This is a genomic window from uncultured Aliiroseovarius sp., from assembly GCF_947497285.1.
Taxonomy (GTDB): domain Bacteria; phylum Pseudomonadota; class Alphaproteobacteria; order Rhodobacterales; family Rhodobacteraceae; genus Aliiroseovarius.
In genome coordinates, this window is record NZ_CANMFT010000007.1 from 40977 (window position 1) to 62491 (window position 21515).

A 21515-nucleotide genomic window follows, 5' to 3' on the forward strand; every position below is an offset into this window, starting at 1 on the left:
CTCTTTGCCTGTGAGGGCATCTGAGTTGCGAACTTTCTGTTTGCGTCAGGTGCATGTCTTGGCTCGGCGTTTCGGTTTCCTCTGTTGGGGCAGAGGCGACGAAACCGACGTGAATTGCGGTGCGCAAGCGCAATTTGAGCGTTGGATAGTATTGGTAAAAGGCTGCCGTCGAACGGCCTTGTTACAAGAAACTCGGGTCGAGGTGACATGACGAACGAAGAATGGGGACAGGTCCGAAGCAAGCTGCAAAAAGCAGTGGGACAAAACAACTATACAAACTGGATCGAACCGCTTGAGTTTGCCGACCTCGCAAACGGGGTCGCGACGTTTCTGGTCCCGACGAATTTCATGGGCAATTGGGTCGATCGCAACTTTGGTGACAAGATTCTGCGTCACATGATCGGCGAAGGCCTGAAAGTCTCGCGTTTGGAATTTTCCGTCCCTGCCAGGACGGTTGCCACCCAAGCGGCCCCTGCTGTCGACACGGTCAGCGCGATACCCGCCAAAACAGATCAGGAAGAGCTGCCGGGCGCTCCGCTTGACGCCCGATTTACCTTTGACAGCTTCGTGGTCGGTAAACCGAATGAACTGGCGCACGCTGCCGCGCGCCGGGTCGCCGAAGGTGGTCCTGTCACCTTTAACCCTCTTTTCCTTTATGGCGGCGTAGGGCTTGGCAAGACCCACCTGATGCACGCCATCGCGCATGAAATGAAGACCCGCAATCCAGAACTGCGCGTCGTTTATCTGTCGGCCGAACAATTCATGTATCGCTTTGTGCAGGCCATTCGCGAAAAGCAGATGATGGATTTCAAACAGCTTTTCCGGTCCGTGGATGTGCTGATGGTGGATGACGTTCAATTCATCGCAGGCAAGGATTCAACGCAAGAGGAGTTCTTCCACACGTTCAATGCGCTGGTAGACCAGAACAAGCAAATCATCATCTCGGGTGACCGCGCGCCGGGTGAAATCAAGGATCTTGAGGATCGCATCAAAAGCCGCCTGCAATGCGGTCTTGTGGTGGATTTGCACCCGACCGACTTTGAACTGCGCCTTGGTGTCCTGCAAAAGAAGGTCGATTCTTACCGGGCGCAATATAATGGTCTTGTGATTGCAGATGGTGTTCTGGATTTCCTTGCGCACCGTATTTCGACCAATGTGCGTGTGCTGGAAGGCGCCTTGATGCGTCTTTTCGCGTTTGCGTCGCTGGTGGGCCGCGAAATCACACTTGAGCTGGCACAAGATTGCCTTGGCGACATCCTTCGCGCATCCGATCGCAAGGTCACGGTCGAAGAGATTCAGCGCAAGGTCAGCGAGCATTACAATATCCGACTGTCTGACCTGATTGGCCCCAAACGGGTGCGCACCATCGCGCGGCCACGTCAGGTGGCGATGTATCTTGCCAAGCATATGACGTCGCGGTCGCTGCCTGAAATTGGGCGCCGCTTCGGCGGTCGCGACCACACGACGGTGATGCACGGGGTAAAGCGAATTGACGAACTGAAGGGCGTCGACGATCAGATCGCCGAAGACCTGGAGCTTCTGCGAAGGGCGCTTGAAGCCTGAACAGGCTTGGATTTGGCGGGTTTTAGGGTGCTAAAGCCTTGACCCGCCCGCGAAAGAATCAGACATTCCGAATAATCAATTGAGCCGGGCGGTGAACGTGATATGTTCCCCGCCCCGGTATCTGTCAGGAGTGGGACATGAAGATCAGTATCGAACGCGGCGCGCTTCTTAAGGCCGTGGCCCAAGCGCAATCAGTTGTAGAACGCCGCAACACGATCCCAATTTTGGCAAACGTGTTGATCGAAGCGGACGGAAACAGTGTCACCTTCCGTGCCACTGATCTGGATATCGAAGTGGTCGACAAAGCGGATGCGGTTGTAGAACGCGCAGGTGCCACGACTGTATCCGCTGTAACCCTGCATGAAATCGTGCGCAAATTACCCGATGGCGCATTGATTCAACTGACCGACGATGGCGCAACTGGGCGCTTGACGGTCGAAGCCGGGCGGTCGAATTTCTCGTTGGCGACGCTGCCCAAGGAAGATTTCCCGGTTATGGCCTCGTCTGAGTATTCGGCGAACTTCTCGGCCCCTGCGCCGGTTCTGCGGCGCCTGTTTGACAAGTCGAAATTCGCCATCTCCACCGAAGAAACGCGGTATTATCTGAATGGTGTCTACATGCATGTCTCTGAGGCGGAAGGGGGCAAAGTCTTGCGCTGTGTGGCCACCGACGGCCACCGTCTGGCCCGCATCGATGCTGACTTGCCCGCAGGTGCCGAAGACATGCCGGGTGTGATCGTGCCGCGCAAGACGGTTGGCGAAATGCGCAAACTTCTGGATGACGACGACGCGACCATCGCGGTGTCTGTCTCGGAAACGAAGATCCGGTTTGCGACGCCTGCGATCACACTGACGTCGAAGGTGATTGATGGCACTTTCCCGGACTACACCCGCGTGATCCCAAGCGGAAACACACGGAAGTTAGAGGTGGACGCTGCCGAATTCGCGCAGGCAGTCGACCGCGTGGCGACCGTGTCCAGCGAACGATCGCGCGCTGTGAAGCTGCAACTTGACGAAGATCGCTTGATCCTGTCAGTCAATGCGCCCGACGCAGGCGCCGCAGAAGAAGAACTTGCCGTGGCCTATGGTGATGAGCGGCTCGAAATCGGCTTTAACGCCAAATACCTGCTTGAGATCGCCAGCCAAGTGGACCGCGAGAATGCCGTGTTCATGTTCAATTCGTCCGGCGACCCGACGCTTATGCGCGAAGGCAACGACACCAGCGCCGTTTATGTCGTGATGCCGATGCGTGTGTGAACCGGTGTATCAGCCCTGACGAACCAGAGGGGTGGGCGCCATGACACTTGCCCTTCGCGAACTGCGATTGAGCCATTTTCGCAGTCATAAAGCCGCCAAGCTGGATCTTGATGGACGCCCCGTGGCGATCCACGGGGTCAACGGGGCGGGCAAGACGAACATTCTTGAAGCGGTATCCATGCTGTCGCCGGGCAGGGGGCTTCGCCGTGCGACGGTTGATGAAATGATCCGGCGACCCGAGGGCGTCGGTTGGAAGGTCGCTGCGATCTTGCAAAGCCTGCACCAGATGCACGAGGTCGAAACCTGGGTTGAGGCCGGCGCAACCCGGCAAGTTCGAATTGACGGAAAGACCGCGCCACAGATTGCGCTTAGTCGCATTGCGCGCGTGATCTGGTTGGTGCCGGTGATGGACCGGCTATGGGTCGAAGGCGCAGACGGTCGCCGGCGGTTTCTGGACCGCATGACCATGAGTTTCGAGCCCTCACATGCAGATGCGGTTCTGACCTATGAAAAAGCGATGCGCGAAAGGAACCGCCTTTTGAAGGACGGGCAGCGCGATGCCCATTGGTATCGCGCGCTCGAGGCGCAGATGGCCAAGGCGGGTGCGGCAATTTCGGCGAACCGGGCGGCGACGCTGATCCAACTGAGGGCGGCGCAAGCCGAGGCAGAAACCGCGTTTCCCGTCGCCGATCTGTTACTTGTTCATGCGCAAGAATCTGACGCGCCGACAGATGAGGCAGGACTTGCAGTTGCGTTTGCCGAAAGCCGCGCGCGCGATGTGCTGGCAGGCCGCACGCTTGTCGGGCCGCACCGTGTTGATCTGGCCGCGAGCTATGCAACCAAAGGCATGGCCGCGCGCGATTGTTCAACAGGCGAGCAGAAGGCGCTTTTGGTTTCACTAATCTTGGCCAATGGTCGCGCGCTGGCCCAGACATTTGGCGCCCCTCCGATCCTGCTTCTTGACGAAGTGGCGGCCCATCTTGACGCCGGTCGACGTGCCGCCCTGTATGACGAGATCTGCGCCTTGGGGGCGCAAGCGTTCATGACGGGAACCGGGCCCGAGTTGTTCAGCACGCTTGGGGCTCGTGCCCAGCATATGAGCGTGGGCGAAGTTGATGGAACATCGTTCATAGAGGTTCTGCACGACGGCGCGATTTGACAACTAGCCCATTGCCGAAAGGCAGTTGATTTGCCAGAGTTCACGCGCCTGATCACGACCTTCCGTGTGGGGCGTCATGAAAGCGAGGCGAAACAAAATGAACATGAACCGTGTCAGCCTGATCACTCTTGGTGTGGCCAGCATAGACCGCGCGCGTGCCTTCTACGAAGCGATCGGGTGGGTGCCTGATACCGTGTTGGACCTTGTCGTTTTCTACAACATGAACGGGATGAAGTTTGGTTTCTTCACGCTCGAAGGGCTTGCGCGTGAACAGGGTCGTCCCATGGAAGACCTGTCGACCGGTGCAATGACGCTTTCGCAGTGCTTTGTTTCGGAAGCCGAAGTGGACGCGGCGTATGAACGCGCACTGAAAGCTGGTGCGCGCGAAGTCACTGCGCCAGTGAAGACGGAATGGGGTGGGTATTCGGGCTATATTGCCGATCCTGATGGGCATATCTGGGAATATGCATTCAACCCGTTCTGGCCGCTGGATGAAGAAGGTCATTTGGTTTGACGCTTACCGTCGCCGAGCTGGGGTTCTACATCCTCGGTTTGTTTATCCTGTTTCTCACCCCTGGTCCGGTATGGGTTGCCTTGGTCGCGCGCGTCTTGGCGGGCGGCTTTGCGCAGGCGTGGCCGCTGGCGATGGGTGTCGCAATTGGGGATATCTTCTGGGCTGTGCTGGCCGCGCTGGGAATGGGCTGGGTCGCCTCCAGCATCGGCGGTGCAATGCTGGTGTTGAGGGCCATCGCTGCCCTTTTCTTCATCTGGCTCGGGGTCACCATTATCCGGTCAGCAGATGCGGGCATATCGGGAGACCGCAGACTGACCCGCCCCGGCGTCTGGGCGGGGTTCGTGGCAGGACTGATTGTCATACTGTCCAACCCCAAGGCGATCCTATTCTACATGGGTGTATTGCCAGGATTTTTCGACCTGACGCGGTTGACGCTTCCGGATGTCGTAGCGATTGGCGTCGCCTCGTTTGTGGTCCCGCTTGTCGGCAATTTGGGACTGGCGTTCTTCATCGACCGCGCCCGCAGCCTTTTGTCCTCACCACAGTCGCTTAAGCGCATGAATTTGGCCGCCGGAAGCCTGCTAATTCTGGTCGGTCTGGTCATTCCTTTCGCATAAGCGGAAATCTGGGCGGTTTGACACTAAATCTTGTGTCAGATAGGTGACAACACCCCCGGAAAACCCTATATTTTCCGGAACAATAAACAGGAATGCCCACATGGCTGATGACGCGCAGAACGGCACCGAATACGGCGCCGAATCTATTAAAGTTCTCAAAGGTTTAGATGCTGTCCGCAAGCGTCCGGGCATGTATATCGGTGACACCGATGATGGGTCAGGCCTGCACCATATGGTCTATGAGGTTGTCGATAACGGGATCGACGAAGCATTGGCTGGCCATGCCGACGCAGTGAACGTGACAATTCACGCCGACAGTTCGGTTTCGGTTTCAGACAATGGGCGCGGAATTCCGGTTGATATTCACTCCGAAGAAGGTGTTTCGGCTGCCGAAGTCATTATGACCCAACTGCATGCAGGCGGTAAGTTCGACTCAAACTCCTACAAAGTTTCAGGCGGCCTGCACGGCGTTGGGGTTTCGGTTGTGAATGCACTGTCCGACTGGCTTGAATTGCGTATTTGGCGCAATGGCAAGGAACACTATGCCAAGTTTGAGCGGGGCGAGACCGTCGAGCATCTGAAAGTTGTCGGTGATTGCGGGGATCGCACCGGAACCGAAGTGCGGTTTCTTGCTTCAACCACCACGTTCTCGAACCTGGAATATCAATTCAAGACGCTAGAGAACCGCCTTCGCGAACTGTCTTTCCTGAATTCGGGCGTGCGGATCATCATCGAAGACGAGCGTCCTGCAGAAAAACTGCGTTCGGAAATGCACTATGACGGGGGCGTCAAGGAATTCGTGCGATACCTTGATCGATCCAAAACGGCCTTGATGGAAGAGCCGATTTTTGTAACCGGCGAAAAGGACGGAATTGGCGTCGAAGTGGCGATGTGGTGGAATGATAGCTACCATGAAAACGTGTTGCCGTTCACCAACAACATTCCACAGCGTGACGGTGGCGCACACTTGGCGGGCTTTCGCGGCGCGTTGACGCGAACGCTGAACCTATACGCAAATTCAACAGGACTAGCGAAGAAAGAAAAGGTGAATTTCACGGGCGATGATGCTCGTGAGGGGCTGACCTGCGTGCTGTCTGTTAAAGTTCCCGACCCCAAATTCTCGTCCCAGACCAAAGACAAACTGGTCAGCTCGGAAGTGCGACCCGCTGTCGAGGGCTTGATGAACGAAAAGCTGCAAGAATGGTTCGAGGAAAACCCGACCGTCGCCAAGATGATTGTCGGAAAAATCATTGATGCCGCGCTCGCCCGCGAGGCGGCGCGCAAAGCCCGTGAGATGACGCGCAAAAAATCCTCTCTTGATGTGGCGTCCCTTCCCGGCAAACTCGCTGATTGCCAAGAGCGTGATCCAGCCAAGCGTGAACTGTTCATGGTCGAGGGGGACTCGGCCGGTGGTTCTGCCAAGCAAGGCCGTTCGCGCCATAATCAGGCCGTTCTTCCCCTTCGAGGTAAGATCCTGAACGTGGAACGGGCAAGGTTTGATCGAATGCTGTCGAGCCAGGAAATCGGCACGATCATCACCGCGCTGGGCACCGGGATTGGCCGTGACGAATTCGACATATCGAAGCTGCGCTACCACAAGATCGTCATTATGACCGATGCAGATGTCGATGGTGCGCACATCCGCACGCTGCTTTTAACGTTTTTCTTCCGCCAGATGCCCGAGCTGATTGAAGGGGGCTATCTCTATATTGCGCAACCGCCGCTTTACAAAGTGAGCCGCGGCAAGTCCGAGGTCTATGTGAAGGACCAAGTCGCGCTAGAGGACTATCTGATCGAGCAGGGCATTGACGGCACGGTTTTGCGCCTGACAAATGGCGAAGAAATCGCTGGCGCAGATCTGGCACGCGTGGTGGAGGCCGCGCGCAATTTCAAGCGAATACTGGACGCTTTTCCGACGCACTATCCACGCAATATTGTTGAACAAGCGGCGCTCTCAGGTGCCTTTGATGCCGGACGCGCAGACGCAGACCTGCAGGCCGTCGCAGAAAGTGTTGCGGCGCGGTTGGACAAGGTCGCAGTCGAGTATGAAAAGGGTTGGCAGGGCCGGATTACGCAAGACCATGGGATTCGTCTGGCACGAGTGCTTCGCGGCGTCGAAGAAATCCGGACCCTTGATGGCGCGGTGTTGAGATCCGGTGAGGCGCGACGCCTTTCCGAGATTTCAAAGGAAACCCGTGACCTTTACCACGACAACTCCAAACTTGTTCGCAAGGATCGCGAGATACTGGTGCAGGGACCGATCGATCTGTTGAAAGCCATTCTGACCGAGGGCGAAAAGGGTTTGACCCTCCAGAGATACAAGGGCTTGGGTGAAATGAACCCCGACCAACTTTGGGAAACCACACTTGATCCAGAAGCGCGCACCTTTTTGCAGGTGAAAGTAGATGATCTTGCCGAAGCTGACGACATCTTCACAAAGCTGATGGGGGATGTGGTTGAGCCGCGTCGAGAGTTCATTCAACAAAATGCGTTGTCAGTTGAGAATCTGGATTTCTAATCAACGAAGGACGGGACTCGCCAACACTGCCGCCTCCATGAGTTTTGCTGATAAGCAATCGAAGATGCGGACCCCCTAGCTGAGCGGACCAGCCCGCCGAGGTCTGAGTTGGCCTTTTTCAATGAAAGGTGGTCGCCCTTTGCGTTGCGCAAAGCGCCATATCTTAGTGGTCATCTGACAATGAAGTCAGCGTGCAGCGCGCCGGCAGCCTTTATGCTTTTCAATATGTCGATCATGTCACGTGGCGCGACCCCCAAAGCATTCAACCCAGCGATCACTTCTGAAAGCGATGTGCCGCCTTCAACCTCGGCAAGGCCTGTCCCCGGCTCTTCTTCGATGCTAGCGTTGGTGCGGGGGACGACGATAGCCTCTCCGGCCGAGAATGGGTTGGGTTGAACAACGACTGGTTGCTCCTGGATGCGTAGTGTCAGGTTTCCCTGAGAAACTGCCACCCGACTAATCCTGACATCGGCACCCATCACAATCGTGCCGGATCTTTGGTCAACGACAACTTTTGCTTTCCGTTCTGGTTGGACACCGAGGTTTTCGATCGTGCCAATTGCATGAGCCGGTGAAATAGCCCGTGTTGCGCTGATGTCGACAACAACTGTGCCGCTGTCCAGCATGCGCGAAACGATGCGCCCATATTTGCCATTAATTGCGGTTTCAATACGTTCGGCTGTGGTGAAGTCGGGTGTTCTGAGCGCAAGGCGAATTGATTTCAACTTTGTAAAGTCAAAGTCAATCTCTCGCTCTACACGTGCACCATTCGGGATCACGCCGCTTGTTGGAACACCTTGCGTAACTGTTGCTGCATCGCCTTCTGCAGTCGCCCCCCCTGCGATTACGGTACCTTGACCAACCGCGTAGATTTCTCCGTCGGCTGCATTCAGGGGGGTCATGATCAGCGTTCCGCCCAGAAGGCTTTTGGCGTCACCGATTGCAGAAACCGTGACATCAATTCGCGAACCAGCACGCGCAAAAGGCGGCAGGGTTGCGGTGACGAAAACGGCCGCGACATTCTTTGGCCTGAACTGTTCACCGGTGATGTTAACACCGAGCCGCTCTAGTATGTTTGACATAATATCTTCAGTGAATGGCGCGTTCCGGATGCCATCCCCTGAACCATTCAAGCCGACGACAAGGCCGTAGCCAACAAGGTCATTGCCGCGCACGCCATCGAATTCAACAAGGTCTTTGATGCGAACGGAATTCGCGGTCGAAGAACTGGCGATCAAGCAAAAAGCAGCGAGAAGAACGAAAAGTCGGATCATCGCATGTAGTCCGTAAATGAGAGTTTCGAGAGCCGCGCGGTGACTGTGTAGAGCGACTCCATTTGTCCATAGAGTGCTTCAAGTGCCGTTGCGGTTTCATAAGGGTCAACGGCCGTCAGTTCGTTTCGTGCAAGCTCAAGAGCGGCGCGTTCAGCAGCGTTTTGAACAGTGGCATTTTCGATCCGCGCTTCGACCGCTCCGACCCGGGCGCGTGTCATCGTAAGCCCATCAATGGCGCCAAGCAGCTCGGACGAGGCCAACGCGCTTAGCTCTCTTTGTGCGGTGGCGTCCCCAGAAAGGACGCCTTCCGAAATCACCACCGACTTTGCGAGGGCGCTAAGCAAATCACGGATTTCGGTGCTATCTGCTTTCGTTGACAACGACACGGTTTCACCATTGCCCAGCTGGATAGGTCCCATATCTGCGTCGGCGCCAATGTAACCGGTGGTTTCAAATCCGCCGCCGACGTCATCAAACCAAGCGTCGATTTGCATCGCGACACCAGATGCTGTGGTTTGCCCTGAGGCGGCGCTTAGAAGGGCGCTGATGATTGTGTCTGTGTCGGCCAGTGCTTGACCATCTGTCGCGGCCCCTGCGAACAGAGATCGACCGCCGACGTTGGTGTTCAGAGAGGAAATGATCGAAGCGAACTTCTCGCGTGCATCGACAGCTGTGACGCCAATTAGCGTCGTGTTGTGCGAGCTGATGGCGCCAATCAATCCGCTGGATACATCTTGCGCTTGTTCTTGGATATTTCCAAGAACAAGCTGCGCTGTTGCGGTCAATGTCGCCGCCTCGTTGGTTGCCTGTTTGTGGGCGGTCAGGAGTTTCAGGCTATGTTCAATTCCGGCAATCGGACCGTAATCCCCTGACGTCGCAGAGGTCACGTCGGATTTGCGACCTGTGGCAAGCTCCATCCCAAGTCGTGAAAGATCCTGCTTCATGCGGGCATTCAAATGTCGTGTCTGAAAGGTGCTTGCGAGATCACCATATGTGGCAAATGACATGGTCGCCTCCTACAGCCCAAGGATCGTTTGAAGCATCTCATCGACGGTCGAAATGACTTGTGCGTTCGCCGCGTAGGCCTGTTCGATCATCATGAGCTTTTGCATTTCCGCATCAGTATCGACACCCTTCGAATACTCCATTTGCCGCAAACTGTTGTGTTGTGCTGTTGAGAAGGTCAGGCGCGTTTCGGTCTGATTTCGTTCTGCGCCAATGACTGTTAAAAGATCAGCCGCAAGGCCAGCGGACGACCGGGCCGCGCCAAGAAACCCGCCCGATGCGGGCACGCGGTTTTCAGACAAGGCATCGGCAAGGTCTCCTAGCAACGAGGCATTTCCAACATCGCCCGGAACGGCCGCGCCAAGCCCATCGCGCAAGCGCCAAATCGCGCCGCTTTGGTCAGGATCGACAGCAGCGTTAACCGTAAGGCGCGTTGAAAGCGCGACTTCATCGAGTGGGTCAAACGGCGCGCCGTTATCCGTGAAAAGACCGGCACCACCGGGTGCACGTGTCGGGTCAAGTGAAGGGTCCTGGAACCGTTCAACCAGATCGCGGGCAACAGCGTCAACGCGGCTTTGGGCAGAAACCGCAAGATCGTCGCGGACATCGAACAGACCGGCCAGTGAGCCGCCGGCAATCGGGCCTCGCTCAGCCGAGGTGACAATTGCCCGCCCATTGATCGTCAAGCCGGATAGTGCCCCGCCTGCTTGTGTCATTTCTGGAACAATCATGTTTACGGTGGAGAATTCCAGCTCGGCAGCTTTGCCATCCAGAAGTAAAGCCCCACCCGTGGTGATCAGCGCTACTTGGCCGTGGTCGCGGGGTATCTCCTTGAGTGGGACAATTGACGAAATTTCATCAATCTTCATTTGGCGAAGGTCCATCATGCCGGACGGGTCGACGCCACGCATCATGGCTTCTTGAATTTTGGTGTTGAGGAACTGAACATCTTTCAGGCCAGCGTTCAGCTGGTCGACCTGAAGCGCGATGCCCCGGTCAGCTTCAAGGCGCGCATTTTGAATGTTGTCGGTGGTCGTCTTCAAATGGGAGGTCAAACCTTTGGCTGCGTCCAGAACTGCGGACAGGCGTGCTTCGCTGTCGGGACGTGCTGCAGCTTCGACCAGAGACGCTTCGAATTGAGCGATGCGTCCCGAAAGGGACCCCGCGCTGTCGGGGCTTCCGATCACACGCTCCAGATCCGAGAGGAATTGAGCATGTGTTCCGGTGTGCCCTATAGCTGCGTCGGCAAGGCGACGGTCGCCAATCAGCACGTTGTCCGTATGCCGGATGACACCTTCGACGCGCACGCCCGAACCCGCGCCACCGAGCGATCTGGTCGACAGCTCCAACGATCTGGGTACATAGCCCTCCGTCATCGCATTGGCCACGTTTGAAGACACAAGTTCTGCGGCTCTGGCGTTTGCGTTCAGGCCTGAAAGGGCGTTGGAGAGGGCTCCTGCGATGCTCATGAATTAGCTCCCGGTGGCGCGCGTCATTACCGTTTGATGTTGGTTGTTTCCTGAAGCATCTCGTCCACGGTCTGGATCACCTTCGCATTCGAGCTGTAGGCGCGCTGCGTCTGGATCAGGTTTGTCAGTTCGCCGGCTACGTCGGTTGTCGACCCTTCACGGGCGAAACCCACAACCTCTCCGGTTGGGCCGTCACCGGCGTCCCACATGAAGAAAGAACCGCTTTCGGGAGAGACTTGGTAGGCCTGATTCGACATCGAAATCAGACCATTCGGATTTGGCACATCGACAAGCGGCACCTGATAGATCGTCCGGATGAAGCCGGTGTCATAGGTCGCCTTGATGTAGCCGTGTTCGTCAACCTCGACGGCCGTTAGGTTGCCGACAGGTGATCCGTCCTTGGTGATCGAAACAGGAGCGAAACTGTCAGACAGTTGGGTCAACCCGTTTGGATCGCCAATTTTACCGATTGTCAGTGACATGGGGCCACCCAGGACCGTCAGGTCCAAAGTCCCATTCGCCGCATTGTATGTTCCGCCCGAAACGACCGAGACCGACGCAAGGGTGCCGCCATCTGTACGGCTATTGTCAAACGTCAGCGTGTATTCCCCGATCGAGGCACCGCCTGACGCGCTATCCGTGATGACCATTGTCCATTCGTTTGACGACCCGGTGCCAGGTACGGTCGGGGTAAATGAGAAATCCAGAGTCTCGGAGGTGCCCAAGTTTCCGAAATACTCGACCGAAAGCGGTAGAGCAGTTCCGTCAGCCCCTGCCTGAGTTTCAATTGCCGGAAGGTTGACGCCCAGCTTCATTTCAGTTGTCGGGTCGCCTGCTGTCTGGTTGGCGTTGATGACAACCGGCTCCAGCCCGACTCCCGTATCGCGCGGGTAGGTCGCAATGTTTCCATCAGCGTCCGCTGGCCAACCCAGCAGGACAAGACCAGTTTCGGTTTTCAGCACGCCTTCGGAATCCGTTCGAAACGAGCCGGTCGTGGTCATCATCATCGGTCGTTCGCCAGGATTTGCGTCGGCAAAGACCTCCTGCGTGACTGGCAGCATACCGCGCCCACCGACCGCGATGTCCATCGGGTTTGAAGTCGAAATCAGTGGCCCATGTTCATCGATCAGGCGTTGCGTTGTGGTTCGGACCCCGCCGGCTGAATAGGTGCCGGATCCCGCCAAGCCGCCAATGACGAGACTTTGGAAATCTGCTGTCGCCCGTTTGTATCCGAATGTGGAGGAGTTCGCGATGTTGTCCGAAATCGTGGCCAATTTCGTTGCATGTGCGTTCAAACCGGCTACGCCGGCGCTCAAGGAAGAGGAGATTGTCATGGTGCGCCTTTCTGCTGCATCATTCTTCGTCTTGAGGCACATCATTACCGGTGCGACCTTAACAGGCGGCTAACGGAAGAAAATCTTCTGAAATGTCAGTGCTCGACCTGCACGGGGTCACTATTTGTCAGACCTGAGAAGGATCAGTTCTATGCGATTGTTGCGCACTGCCATCGTGTTTCCTGCAACTGGCTGACGATCGGCATGGCCCGTGACGCGTCGGATTCGTTCTGGCTCAAAGCCCTGCGCGCCAAACAGCTTGCGCACGACGCTAGCGCGGTCCGAGGAAAGATCCCAGGCGGTGTTGTTGGCAATCACGATCGGCATCGTCGCAACATGACCTTCGATCGCGACCCCATTTTTGACAAGGTCGAAGACGCGGGCCACCATCGCGATCAGATCTTTCATCGCCGCAGTTGGAACGCTGCTTTGTGGTTCAAACAAACGTTCGTTTTCCAGATCGAACAGTTCGATCAACAAGCCCTCGTCGGTGACACGGGTGACGATGTGGCGCTCCACCCCATCACTTGCCATACTTTCACCGCTGCGCCCCAGCAACATATCCTCTAGCTTCTCCAGCTTAGCTGATTCTTCGGCGTCCGGTTCGCCGTTTTGGCCACCCGGTGTGTTCAGCGGCACACCGCCAGTCCCGGTCTGCGACAGCGTCTCATCCGTGAAGATGCTGTCACCCCCAAACGACCCATCACCGCCCCCGGAAACACGGTTGACCGGGATCGTGGGGCTGAAATAATCCGCGATACCTTTGCGTTGTTTTTCCGTTGTTGCATTCAAAAGCCACATCAGAAGGAAGAACGCCATCATGGCTGTCACGAAGTCTGCATAAGCGACTTTCCAAGCGCCGCCATGGTGGCCACCGCCACTGACTTTCTTCACTTTCTTGATGATTATAGGCGCATTTGTTTTCGCGCTCATCCCACCACCTCATTTTCACCCAAGGACATGGATAGCAAAGGTGTGTTGACGGGCGTTTAACCTTTCAAATTGTTCGGGTTTTCAGCTGGTCGATCCCTGCCTCCGTCCGCCTTGACTTCATTGCAAGCGCAACGATACCATTGCCCTGCAAACAGGATCGCCCTCCGTGGGCATTGAAACGAGGCTTCAGATGAACCAGCAAAGCTCTGGGCGCGACATGACGCGCGCGGTGTCGTCGGTCGGCACCGAAACCCATTACATGCCCGGTTGGGCAAATGATTTCGAAACCGAGGCTCTGCCCGGTGCGCTGCCGCAAGGGATGAACAGCCCTCAGAAATGCGAATACGGCTTGTATGGCGAGCAATTGTCCGGCACCGCTTTCACGGCCAACCCGCCTGAACGGACGTGGTGTTACCGCATTCGCCCATCGGTGAAACATTCCGCGCGCTACACGAAGATCGACGTACCCTATTGGAAGTCCGCGCCAGATGTGGACCCGGACGTGATTTCGCTGGGTCAATATCGTTGGGATCCCGTGCCGACTGCCGAGGGTCTGAACTGGATCACGGGCATGCGCACGATGACCACAGCCGGTGATGTGAACACTCAGGTCGGCATGGCAAGCCACGTCTATCTGGTGACGGAATCGATGGTGGACGATTATTTCTTCTCGGCAGACAGCGAGCTTCTGGTCGTGCCGCAGGAAGGCAAGCTGCGCTTCTATACCGAGCTTGGAATCATCGACCTTGCCCCGCAGGAAATCGGCATCATCCCGCGTGGCCTTGTTTACCGCGTCGAACTGCTGGACGGCCCCGCGCGCGGCTTCGTTTGCGAAAACTACGGCCAGAAGTTCGAGATGCCGGGGCGTGGCCCGATCGGCGCGAACTGCATGGCCAATCCGCGTGACTTCAAAGCTCCCGTCGCAGCATTTGAAGACCGCGAAGTGCCCTCTACCATCACCATCAAATGGTGCGGCCAGTTCCATAAGACCGAGATCGGCCAGTCGCCCTTGGATGTGGTCGCATGGCACGGCAACTATGCGCCTTACAAATATGACCTGACCACCTATTGCCCGGTCGGCGCGATCTTGTTCGATCACCCGGACCCCTCGATCTTCACCGTCCTCACCGCGCCTTCGGGTCAACCCGGCACGGCGAATATCGACTTCGTTCTGTTCCGCGACCGCTGGATGGTGGCGGAAAACACCTTCCGCCCCCCATGGTATCATAAGAACATCATGTCCGAGCTGATGGGCAACATCTATGGTCAGTATGACGCGAAACCGCAGGGCTTCGTTCCGGGCGGCGTGAGCTTGCACAACATGATGCTGCCGCACGGGCCAGACCGTGATGCGTTCGAGGGTGCCTCGAATTCGAACCTTGGACCTGATAAGTTGGAAAAAACCATGTCCTTCATGTTTGAAACCCGCTTCCCCCAACACCTGACCGCCTTCGCCGCGAACGAGGCACCTCTGCAGGACGACTACATCGACTGCTGGGAGAGCCTTGAGAAGAAGTTCGACGGCACGCCCGGTAAGAAATAATGAAGCTTTATACCTATTGGCGGTCCACCGCGGCTTACCGCGTGCGCATTGCGTTGAACCTGAAAGGGATCAACGCGGATCTTGAGTCCGTTCATCTGGTGAAGGATGGCGGGCAGCAACATTCGCCAGCGTATGTTGAAATGAACCCCGCCCATCTGGTGCCGACACTGGTGCTGTATGACGGAACGGTTCTAACGCAGTCCTTGGCGATCATCGACTATCTTGAGGCACTACAGCCCGACCCCGCATTGCTTCCGCCTGACCCGGTTGAGCGCGCGCATGTGCTTGCCGCCGCTCATGTTGTCGCGATGGACATTCACCCGGTGAACAACTTGCGTGTCGTGGCCCATCTGGGCGACACTTTCGGCGCTGGACCTGAAGACAAGAAAGCGTGGATGTGCCATTGGATGGACAGGGGCTTTGCGGCGCTGGAACAGATGGTGCGCAAGGATACGCGCTTTTCCTTTGGCGACACGCCGTCACTGGCGGACATCTGCCTTGTCGCGCAATACTACAATGCGCGGCGCTGGGGGGTGGACCTGGCCCCCTATCCGCGTCTGACCGAGATTGAAGAAACCTGTCTGGCCCTACCCGCCTTCGCCGATGCGCGACCCGAGGCACAGCCGGACGCCGAGTGAGGATCACATGAGCAAACTGAAAAAATCCTGGGTGGAAAGCGCGAACTCCGCCGACACACCCTTTCCGCTGAACAACCTGCCCTATGGTGTCTTCTCGGTCGGGGATGATGAGCCGCGCTGTGGCGTCGCTATCGGGGATATGATCTTTGATGTGGCCGCAGCAGAAGAGGCTGGCCTGATCGAAATTAGCGACGACCCCGTCTTCGACGTCCCGTTCTGGAACGAGTTGATGGAGCAGGGGTCAGACGCTTGGTCTGCCCTACGTACCCGTATGGAACAGCTGCTGCGCGAAGGCTCATCAGAGCGCGCGGCGGTTGAACCGCTGCTGGTCAAACAAGCCGACGCGGACCTGCACATGCCGTTCCTCGTGTCGGAATACACCGACTTCTATGCCGGTCGTCAGCACGCGGCCAATATGGGTGCGATCTTGCGCGGCTCGCCCGATCTGCCCGCCAACTGGCTGCACATTCCGATCGGCTATAATGGCCGCGCGTCCTCGGTCGTTGTTTCCGGCACACCTATCCACCGCCCCAACGGTCAACGCAAAGCGCCCGACGCCGAGATGCCAAGCTTCGGCCCCTCGATGCGTCTGGACATTGAACTTGAGATGGGGGCCATCGTCGGCAAGCCTTGCGAGTTTGGCCAACCCATAACGGTGGACGAGGCCGACGATATGATCTTCGGCTATGTCCTTCTGAACGACTGGTCCGCCCGCGACATTCAGGGTTGGGAATACCAGCCACTCGGCCCGTTCCAGGGCAAGGCGTTTGGCACCTCGATCAGCCCATGGATCGTCACTGCTGCCGCGCTGGAGGAGTTTCGCGCGCCGACACCCAAGCGGGAAAAGGAACTTCTGCCCTATCTCGATGGGTCGAAGGACGGGCTTTACGACATCTCGCTGCAGGTTCTGATGCAGCCCGACGGCGCGAACAAAGCCAGCGTTGTGGGCGAAACCAACTACACCCGCATGTATTATTCTGCCGCCGAGCAACTGTGCCACCACGCCATCGGGGGTTGCGGCATGAATGTCGGGGACCTTTTGGGGTCTGGCACGATCTCTGGCCCGACCAAGACGGAATATGGTTCACTGATGGAGATGAGCTGGGCGGGCCGCGAGCCCTTCACGCTGGACACCGGCGAGACGCGTAGCTTCATCGAAGATGGCGACACCCTGACCCTGCGCGGCGCTGCCAAGGGTGACGGGTTTCAGATCGGGTTCGGCGATTGTGTTGGGAAAATCCTGCCCGCCGTGAAGTGGCCCAAGTAAATGCGTGTTTGGGCATCATCCCCCTGCAGACTGCCATTCGAGGATCGCCTCGGATGGCACCAGCAGCATGATGATGTTCAACGCCAACCCGTCGCGGATCAGAAAGGTTGTCAGCACCTCGAAGCCCACGACGATCAAGATGCTCGCCCAGATTGGCAGGCGCAACGCCAGCCAGAAGCCCAAGAACATGGCACCAAGATCGACAGCGGAATTTACCACGCTATCGCCCCAGTATTCACCGGATACGGTAAATTCGCGGTAGCGGTTGATAACGGCCTCGGTGTTCTCGGCCACCTCCCACGCCCCTTCGACGATGGTGGCGACCAGCAGCCGCCAACCAAGGGCAAAACGGCGCATCAGCAGGAAGGTTGCGCCGTAGAACAGGAAACCGTGGATCAGATGGCTTGGTGTATACCAGTCCATCAAATGCTGCGACCCTTGCCCGGTGTCATCACCTGCATACCAAAGCAATGTGTAACCGCAGGGGCATGAGATATTCCGACCCATCGCCAGCAGCGTGATAAGCGTGGCGATGGTGACAAAAGCAACGCCCCAATAGGGCAGATATCGACGATCAAACATGAGGTGAGGGAATCACGATCCCCCACCCCTGTCCAGAAAGGAAAACCGGACCATGGCAAAGGCATTCGCGTCGCAAGGCGACATGACGGAAAAGAAAATCACCTTTGATGAGATCGGCGAGGGGCTTTATGCGTTCACCGCCGAGGGTGACCCGAATTCCGGCGTCATCATTGGCGATGAAAGCGTGATGATTGTGGAAGCTCAGGCGACGCCACGGCTGGCCAACAAGGTCATCGAATGCGTGCGCACGGTCACCGACAAACCAATCAGCCATGTTGTCCTGACCCATTATCACGCGGTGCGCGTGTTGGGCGCGTCAGCCTATGGCGCGGATCAGATCATTATGGGCGACGCCGCCCGCGCGATGGTTGTTGAGCGCGGGCAGGAAGACTGGGACAGCGAATTCCAACGCTTCCCGCGCTTGTTTGAGGGGCACGAAAGCATCCCCGGCCTGACCTATCCAACCACCACCTTTTCCGATGACATGACCGTCTATCTTGGAAATCGCCGCGTTGATCTGATGCATCTGGGGCGTGCGCACACGGCGGGTGATATCGTGATCCATGTGCCGGACCAGAACGTGATGTTCACCGGCGACATCGTCGAATACCACTCGGCCTGCTATTGCGGTGACGGGCATTTCAGCGACTGGGGCGATACACTGGACAGTATCGCTGCTTTCGACGTTGACGCGATTGCGCCGGGGCGTGGTGACGCTCTGGTCGGCAAAGATATGGTGAACGCCGCTATCGAAAACACCCGCGACTTCGTGGAAAGCACCTATCGCCCGGTGGCCAAGGTTGCCGCGCGGGGTGGATCGTTGAAAGAGGCATGGGACGCGTGTCGCGCCGAATGTGACCCCAAATTTGCCGACTACGCGATTTACGAGCACTGCCTGCCTTTCAACGTCGCCCGTGCCTATGACGAGGCGCGCGGCATTGATACGCCCCGTATCTGGACCGCCCAGCGCGATCTGGAGATGTGGGACGCCCTGCAGGGCTAAGCGCAAGGGGTGCGTTGACGCGCATATCAGCGCATCCCGACCAGCTTCGTTGTTTTCGCAACGAAATGCGCTACAATTGGCACAAGCGCGCCGCCAGCCGGAGGAAAACCTATGAACAAGATTTTTGAAGTCCCGCTGTATCCCTATCAACACAGCTCCGATCAGGATGCATCGGCGCCCGTGCGCCACCCGGTCGTGATCATCGGGGCCGGTCCTATCGGGCTGGCCATGGGGATTGATCTGGCACAGCAGGGGGTCAAGGTCGTCATTGTTGACGACAACGACAAGGTCAGCAGCGGATCTCGTGCGATCTGCTTTGCCAAACGGCCGCTTGAGATTCTTGACCGTCTGGGGTGCGGTCAACCGATGGTCGACAAGGGCGTCAAATGGGACGTCGGCAAAGTCTTCTTTGATGAACGCGAGGTCTATACGTTCAACCTGCTGCCAGAAGAAGGCCACCAACGCCCGGCCTTCATCAATCTTCAGCAATACTATTTCGAAGAGTATCTGGTGAACCGCGTGCGCGAGCTGGAAGCCCAGGGCGCGCCGATTGAAATTCGGGGCGGCAACAAGGTCACAGCAATTGGCACCCACCCGGATCACGCCACGCTGGAAATCGACACGGCCGATGGACCGTATAACATCGAGGCCGATTGGCTGATCGCTTGTGACGGCGCTGGATCACCGACGCGTCAAATGCTGGGGCTGGATTTCGTAGGGCGTGTGTTCGAAGACAACTTCCTGATTGCCGATGTGATCATGGACGCTGATTTTCCAACCGAACGCTGGTTCTGGTTCGATCCGCCCTTCAACCGCGGCCAATCTGCCCTGTTGCACAAGCAACCCGATGGCGTGTGGCGCATTGACCTGCAACTTGGCTGGGACATCGACAAGGAAGAAGAGAAGAAGCCCGAGAATGTGATCCCGCGCCTTAAGGCGATGCTTGGCGACGATGTGGAGTTCGAGCTTGAATGGGTCTCGATCTACACGTTCCAATGCCGCCGGATGGAGAAATTCCGCCACGGTCGCGTTTTGTTTGCGGGCGACGCCGCGCACCAAGTGTCACCTTTTGGCGCACGCGGTGCGAACTCGGGCCTGCAAGACACTGACAACTTGGGCTGGAAGCTGAAGTTGGTCATTGATGGCACGGCCGATGAAGCGCTGCTTGACAGCTATGACGTGGAACGTATTCACGGCGCCGATGAAAACATCCTGAATTCGACGCGTTCGACAGATTTCATCACACCCAAATCCACGACCAGCCGCCTTTTGCGCGATGCGGTTCTGGACCTATCCGAAAAGTATGAATTTGCCCGGCCGCTTGTGAATTCGGGCCGCTTGTCCGTGCCCTGCACCTACGACGGATCGCCGCTGAACTCAGCCGACGCTCTGGATGGGCCGATAAAGACCCGCCCAGGATCGTCTTGCCCCGATGCGCCCTTAGGCGACGAATTCCTGCTGCCCAAGCTGGGCAACAAGTTCACTCTTCTGACCATTGACGCAGAGGCGCCGGACGTGATCGAAGAAGCAGAGGTCGAGGTCACGCGGTTGGCGTTGTCCGTAAAAGATGACAAGACGGGAGCGCTGCAAGAGCGGTATCTGGGCGATGCGCCAAGTGCCGTCTATCTGATCAGGCCAGATCAGCATGTGGCCGCACGCCGCCCCAGCTTTGACGAAAACTTGTTCCGCGCGGCCATCCGCCGTGCAACTGGCAAGGAGTAACGCCGATGACCGACCTTATCCTGACGCCGAACATCAATCGTGCCGACGATTTCTATGCCGAGCTTCTGGCGGCGCATGAAAACTTGTCGAAAGAAGAAAGCGATGCTCTGAATGCGCGCCTAGTCTTGATTCTGGCCAACCATATCGGTGGTCGAGCCGTGTTGTCTCAGGCGATAAAGGCTGCGCAAGACGCCGGATAGCCGTGGTGGACAGTTCGCAGAAAAGACAAAGCCCGCAACCGAAGTTGCGGGCTTTTCCATTGGTAAACCAGCTTGGATTTAGCTTGGGTCTGCAGTGGTCCGCAGGTAGGGCAGCTTGATATCCACGTCGCCAAATTTTGCTTTCGCTTCGTCGTCCGAAAGCGTCAGGGCGACAATCACGTCTTCGCCTTTGATCCAGTTCGCAGGGGTGGCAATCGGTGTGCCGTAAGTGGCCTGCAGGCCATCAAGGGCGCGCAGAACCTCGGCGAAGTTCCGGCCGACGGACATTGGGTATGTCATGATCAACTGAACCTTCTTATCCGGCGAGATGATGAACACCGACCGCACCGAGGCGGAATCAGCGGCCGTGCGACCGTCGGGCAGGTAAGCTTCGGCGGGCAGCATGTCGAAGGCTTTCGACACGGCAAGGTCTTCGTCGGCAATAATCGGGAAGCCCGCTTTGGCGCCCGAATAGCCCTCGATGTCTTTTTTCCAGCTGACATGTTCCTCCGCGCTATCGACGGACAGCCCGATCACCTTGGTGCCGCGCTTGGCCCATTCGTCGGCAAGCTGCGCAACCGCGCCGAACTCTGTCGTGCAGACAGGCGTGTAATCTTTGGGGTGCGAGAAAAGAATCGCCCAGCTATCCCCGATCCAGTCGTGGAAGGTGATTTTGCCCTGATCTGTTTCGGCTGTGAAATTTGGCACGATGTCGTTAATGCGAAGTCCCATTTGGTCTCTCCTGTCCAAGCATTTCGGTTGATCTTAAGTTACGATCTCTTATGCGCATTTAAAGACCCTGACTGGGTTCAAACGCAACCAAATCGTCGCACCTAAAAATTTGATCAAATTTTGTTTCCGTGGGTTGCGTCGGACAAATCGCAATGCCAGAGTGCACGCAAATCCGACCAAGGAGAC

Annotated in this window: 19 protein-coding genes; 12 read left to right on the plus strand and 7 right to left on the minus strand. The window is 57.1% G+C overall.

What is annotated here, in order from left to right; translation table 11 throughout:
* Nucleotides 1-207 precede the first annotated feature (207 nt).
* The 6 genes from dnaA to gyrB all read left to right on the plus strand — a co-directional run bounded on the left by dnaA (nucleotide 208) and on the right by gyrB (nucleotide 7627).
* Entirely contained in the window at nucleotides 208-1563 is a 1356-nt protein-coding gene (dnaA, locus tag Q0864_RS12740) for a chromosomal replication initiator protein DnaA (RefSeq protein WP_298570523.1), read from the plus strand.
* A gap of 137 nt (nucleotides 1564-1700) precedes the next feature.
* A complete protein-coding gene (gene dnaN, locus Q0864_RS12745) occupies nucleotides 1701-2819 on the plus strand; it encodes a DNA polymerase III subunit beta (RefSeq protein WP_298570525.1) in 1119 nt (372 codons plus the stop codon).
* A 40-nt stretch (nucleotides 2820-2859) separates the two neighbouring features.
* A complete protein-coding gene (recF, locus tag Q0864_RS12750) occupies nucleotides 2860-3978 on the plus strand; it encodes a DNA replication/repair protein RecF (protein ID WP_298570527.1) in 1119 nt (372 codons plus the stop codon).
* Between the two features lie 97 nt (nucleotides 3979-4075).
* Entirely contained in the window at nucleotides 4076-4492 is a 417-nt protein-coding gene (locus Q0864_RS12755) for a VOC family protein (RefSeq protein ID WP_298570529.1), read from the plus strand.
* Complete coding sequence (locus tag Q0864_RS12760) at nucleotides 4489-5109, plus strand: LysE family translocator (RefSeq protein ID WP_298570531.1); 621 nt, start codon at nucleotides 4489-4491, stop codon at nucleotides 5107-5109. The genes Q0864_RS12755 and Q0864_RS12760 overlap by 4 nt, the downstream gene beginning before the upstream one ends.
* Nucleotides 5110-5209: 100 nt before the next feature.
* Nucleotides 5210-7627, plus strand: a complete 2418-nt coding sequence (gene gyrB / locus Q0864_RS12765; protein WP_298570533.1) for a DNA topoisomerase (ATP-hydrolyzing) subunit B — start codon at nucleotides 5210-5212, stop codon at nucleotides 7625-7627.
* Between the two features lie 170 nt (nucleotides 7628-7797).
* On the opposite strand, the gene Q0864_RS12770 is transcribed toward gyrB, so the two are convergent.
* The 5 genes from Q0864_RS12770 to Q0864_RS12790 all read right to left on the minus strand — a co-directional run bounded on the left by Q0864_RS12770 (nucleotide 7798) and on the right by Q0864_RS12790 (nucleotide 13642).
* Entirely contained in the window at nucleotides 7798-8901 is a 1104-nt protein-coding gene (locus Q0864_RS12770; RefSeq protein WP_298570535.1) for a flagellar basal body P-ring protein FlgI, read from the minus strand.
* Nucleotides 8898-9908 carry a flagellin gene (locus Q0864_RS12775; RefSeq protein WP_298570537.1) on the minus strand — a complete coding sequence of 337 codons (1011 nt, stop codon included), beginning with the start codon at nucleotides 9906-9908 and terminating at the stop codon, nucleotides 8898-8900. Before Q0864_RS12775 ends, Q0864_RS12770 begins: the two co-directional genes overlap by 4 nt.
* Nucleotides 9909-9917: 9 nt before the next feature.
* Entirely contained in the window at nucleotides 9918-11375 is a 1458-nt protein-coding gene (gene flgK, locus Q0864_RS12780; RefSeq protein WP_298570539.1) for a flagellar hook-associated protein FlgK, read from the minus strand.
* Between the two features lie 26 nt (nucleotides 11376-11401).
* Nucleotides 11402-12709, minus strand: coding sequence for a flagellar hook-basal body complex protein (locus Q0864_RS12785; protein ID WP_298570541.1), 1308 nt, complete (start codon nucleotides 12707-12709; stop codon nucleotides 11402-11404).
* 120 nt (nucleotides 12710-12829) lie between these two features.
* Nucleotides 12830-13642 (minus strand): flagellar motor protein MotB, encoded by an 813-nt coding sequence (locus Q0864_RS12790; RefSeq protein ID WP_298570542.1) that lies wholly within the window; start codon nucleotides 13640-13642, stop codon nucleotides 12830-12832.
* Nucleotides 13643-13832: 190 nt separating this feature from the next.
* Between Q0864_RS12790 and hmgA the strand changes: the two genes are divergently transcribed.
* The 3 genes from hmgA to fahA are packed head-to-tail and all read left to right on the plus strand — an operon-like array spanning nucleotide 13833 to nucleotide 17090.
* Nucleotides 13833-15185: a homogentisate 1,2-dioxygenase gene (gene hmgA / locus Q0864_RS12795; RefSeq protein ID WP_298570544.1), complete on the plus strand. Its 1353-nt coding sequence runs from the start codon at nucleotides 13833-13835 to the stop codon at nucleotides 15183-15185.
* Nucleotides 15185-15823: a maleylacetoacetate isomerase gene (gene maiA / locus Q0864_RS12800; RefSeq protein WP_298570546.1), complete on the plus strand. Its 639-nt coding sequence runs from the start codon at nucleotides 15185-15187 to the stop codon at nucleotides 15821-15823. Before hmgA ends, maiA begins: the two co-directional genes overlap by 1 nt.
* Nucleotides 15824-15830: 7 nt before the next feature.
* Nucleotides 15831-17090, plus strand: a complete 1260-nt coding sequence (gene fahA / locus Q0864_RS12805; protein ID WP_298570548.1) for a fumarylacetoacetase — start codon at nucleotides 15831-15833, stop codon at nucleotides 17088-17090.
* A 15-nt stretch (nucleotides 17091-17105) separates the two neighbouring features.
* On the opposite strand, the gene Q0864_RS12810 is transcribed toward fahA, so the two are convergent.
* Nucleotides 17106-17672: a DUF2585 family protein gene (locus tag Q0864_RS12810; RefSeq protein WP_298570550.1), complete on the minus strand. Its 567-nt coding sequence runs from the start codon at nucleotides 17670-17672 to the stop codon at nucleotides 17106-17108.
* A 52-nt stretch (nucleotides 17673-17724) separates the two neighbouring features.
* On the opposite strand from Q0864_RS12810, the gene Q0864_RS12815 reads away from it, so the two are divergent.
* The 3 genes from Q0864_RS12815 to Q0864_RS12825 all read left to right on the plus strand — a co-directional run bounded on the left by Q0864_RS12815 (nucleotide 17725) and on the right by Q0864_RS12825 (nucleotide 20597).
* A complete protein-coding gene (locus tag Q0864_RS12815) occupies nucleotides 17725-18675 on the plus strand; it encodes an MBL fold metallo-hydrolase (RefSeq protein WP_298570552.1) in 951 nt (316 codons plus the stop codon).
* Between the two features lie 111 nt (nucleotides 18676-18786).
* Nucleotides 18787-20397 (plus strand): FAD-dependent oxidoreductase, encoded by a 1611-nt coding sequence (locus Q0864_RS12820; protein ID WP_298570554.1) that lies wholly within the window; start codon nucleotides 18787-18789, stop codon nucleotides 20395-20397.
* Nucleotides 20398-20402: 5 nt separating this feature from the next.
* Entirely contained in the window at nucleotides 20403-20597 is a 195-nt protein-coding gene (locus Q0864_RS12825) for a DUF2783 domain-containing protein (protein ID WP_298570556.1), read from the plus strand.
* Nucleotides 20598-20675: 78 nt separating this feature from the next.
* Here the strand turns inward: Q0864_RS12825 and Q0864_RS12830 are convergent, their stop codons facing one another.
* Nucleotides 20676-21329, minus strand: coding sequence for a peroxiredoxin (locus Q0864_RS12830; protein WP_248366882.1), 654 nt, complete (start codon nucleotides 21327-21329; stop codon nucleotides 20676-20678).
* Nucleotides 21330-21515 lie beyond the last annotated feature (186 nt).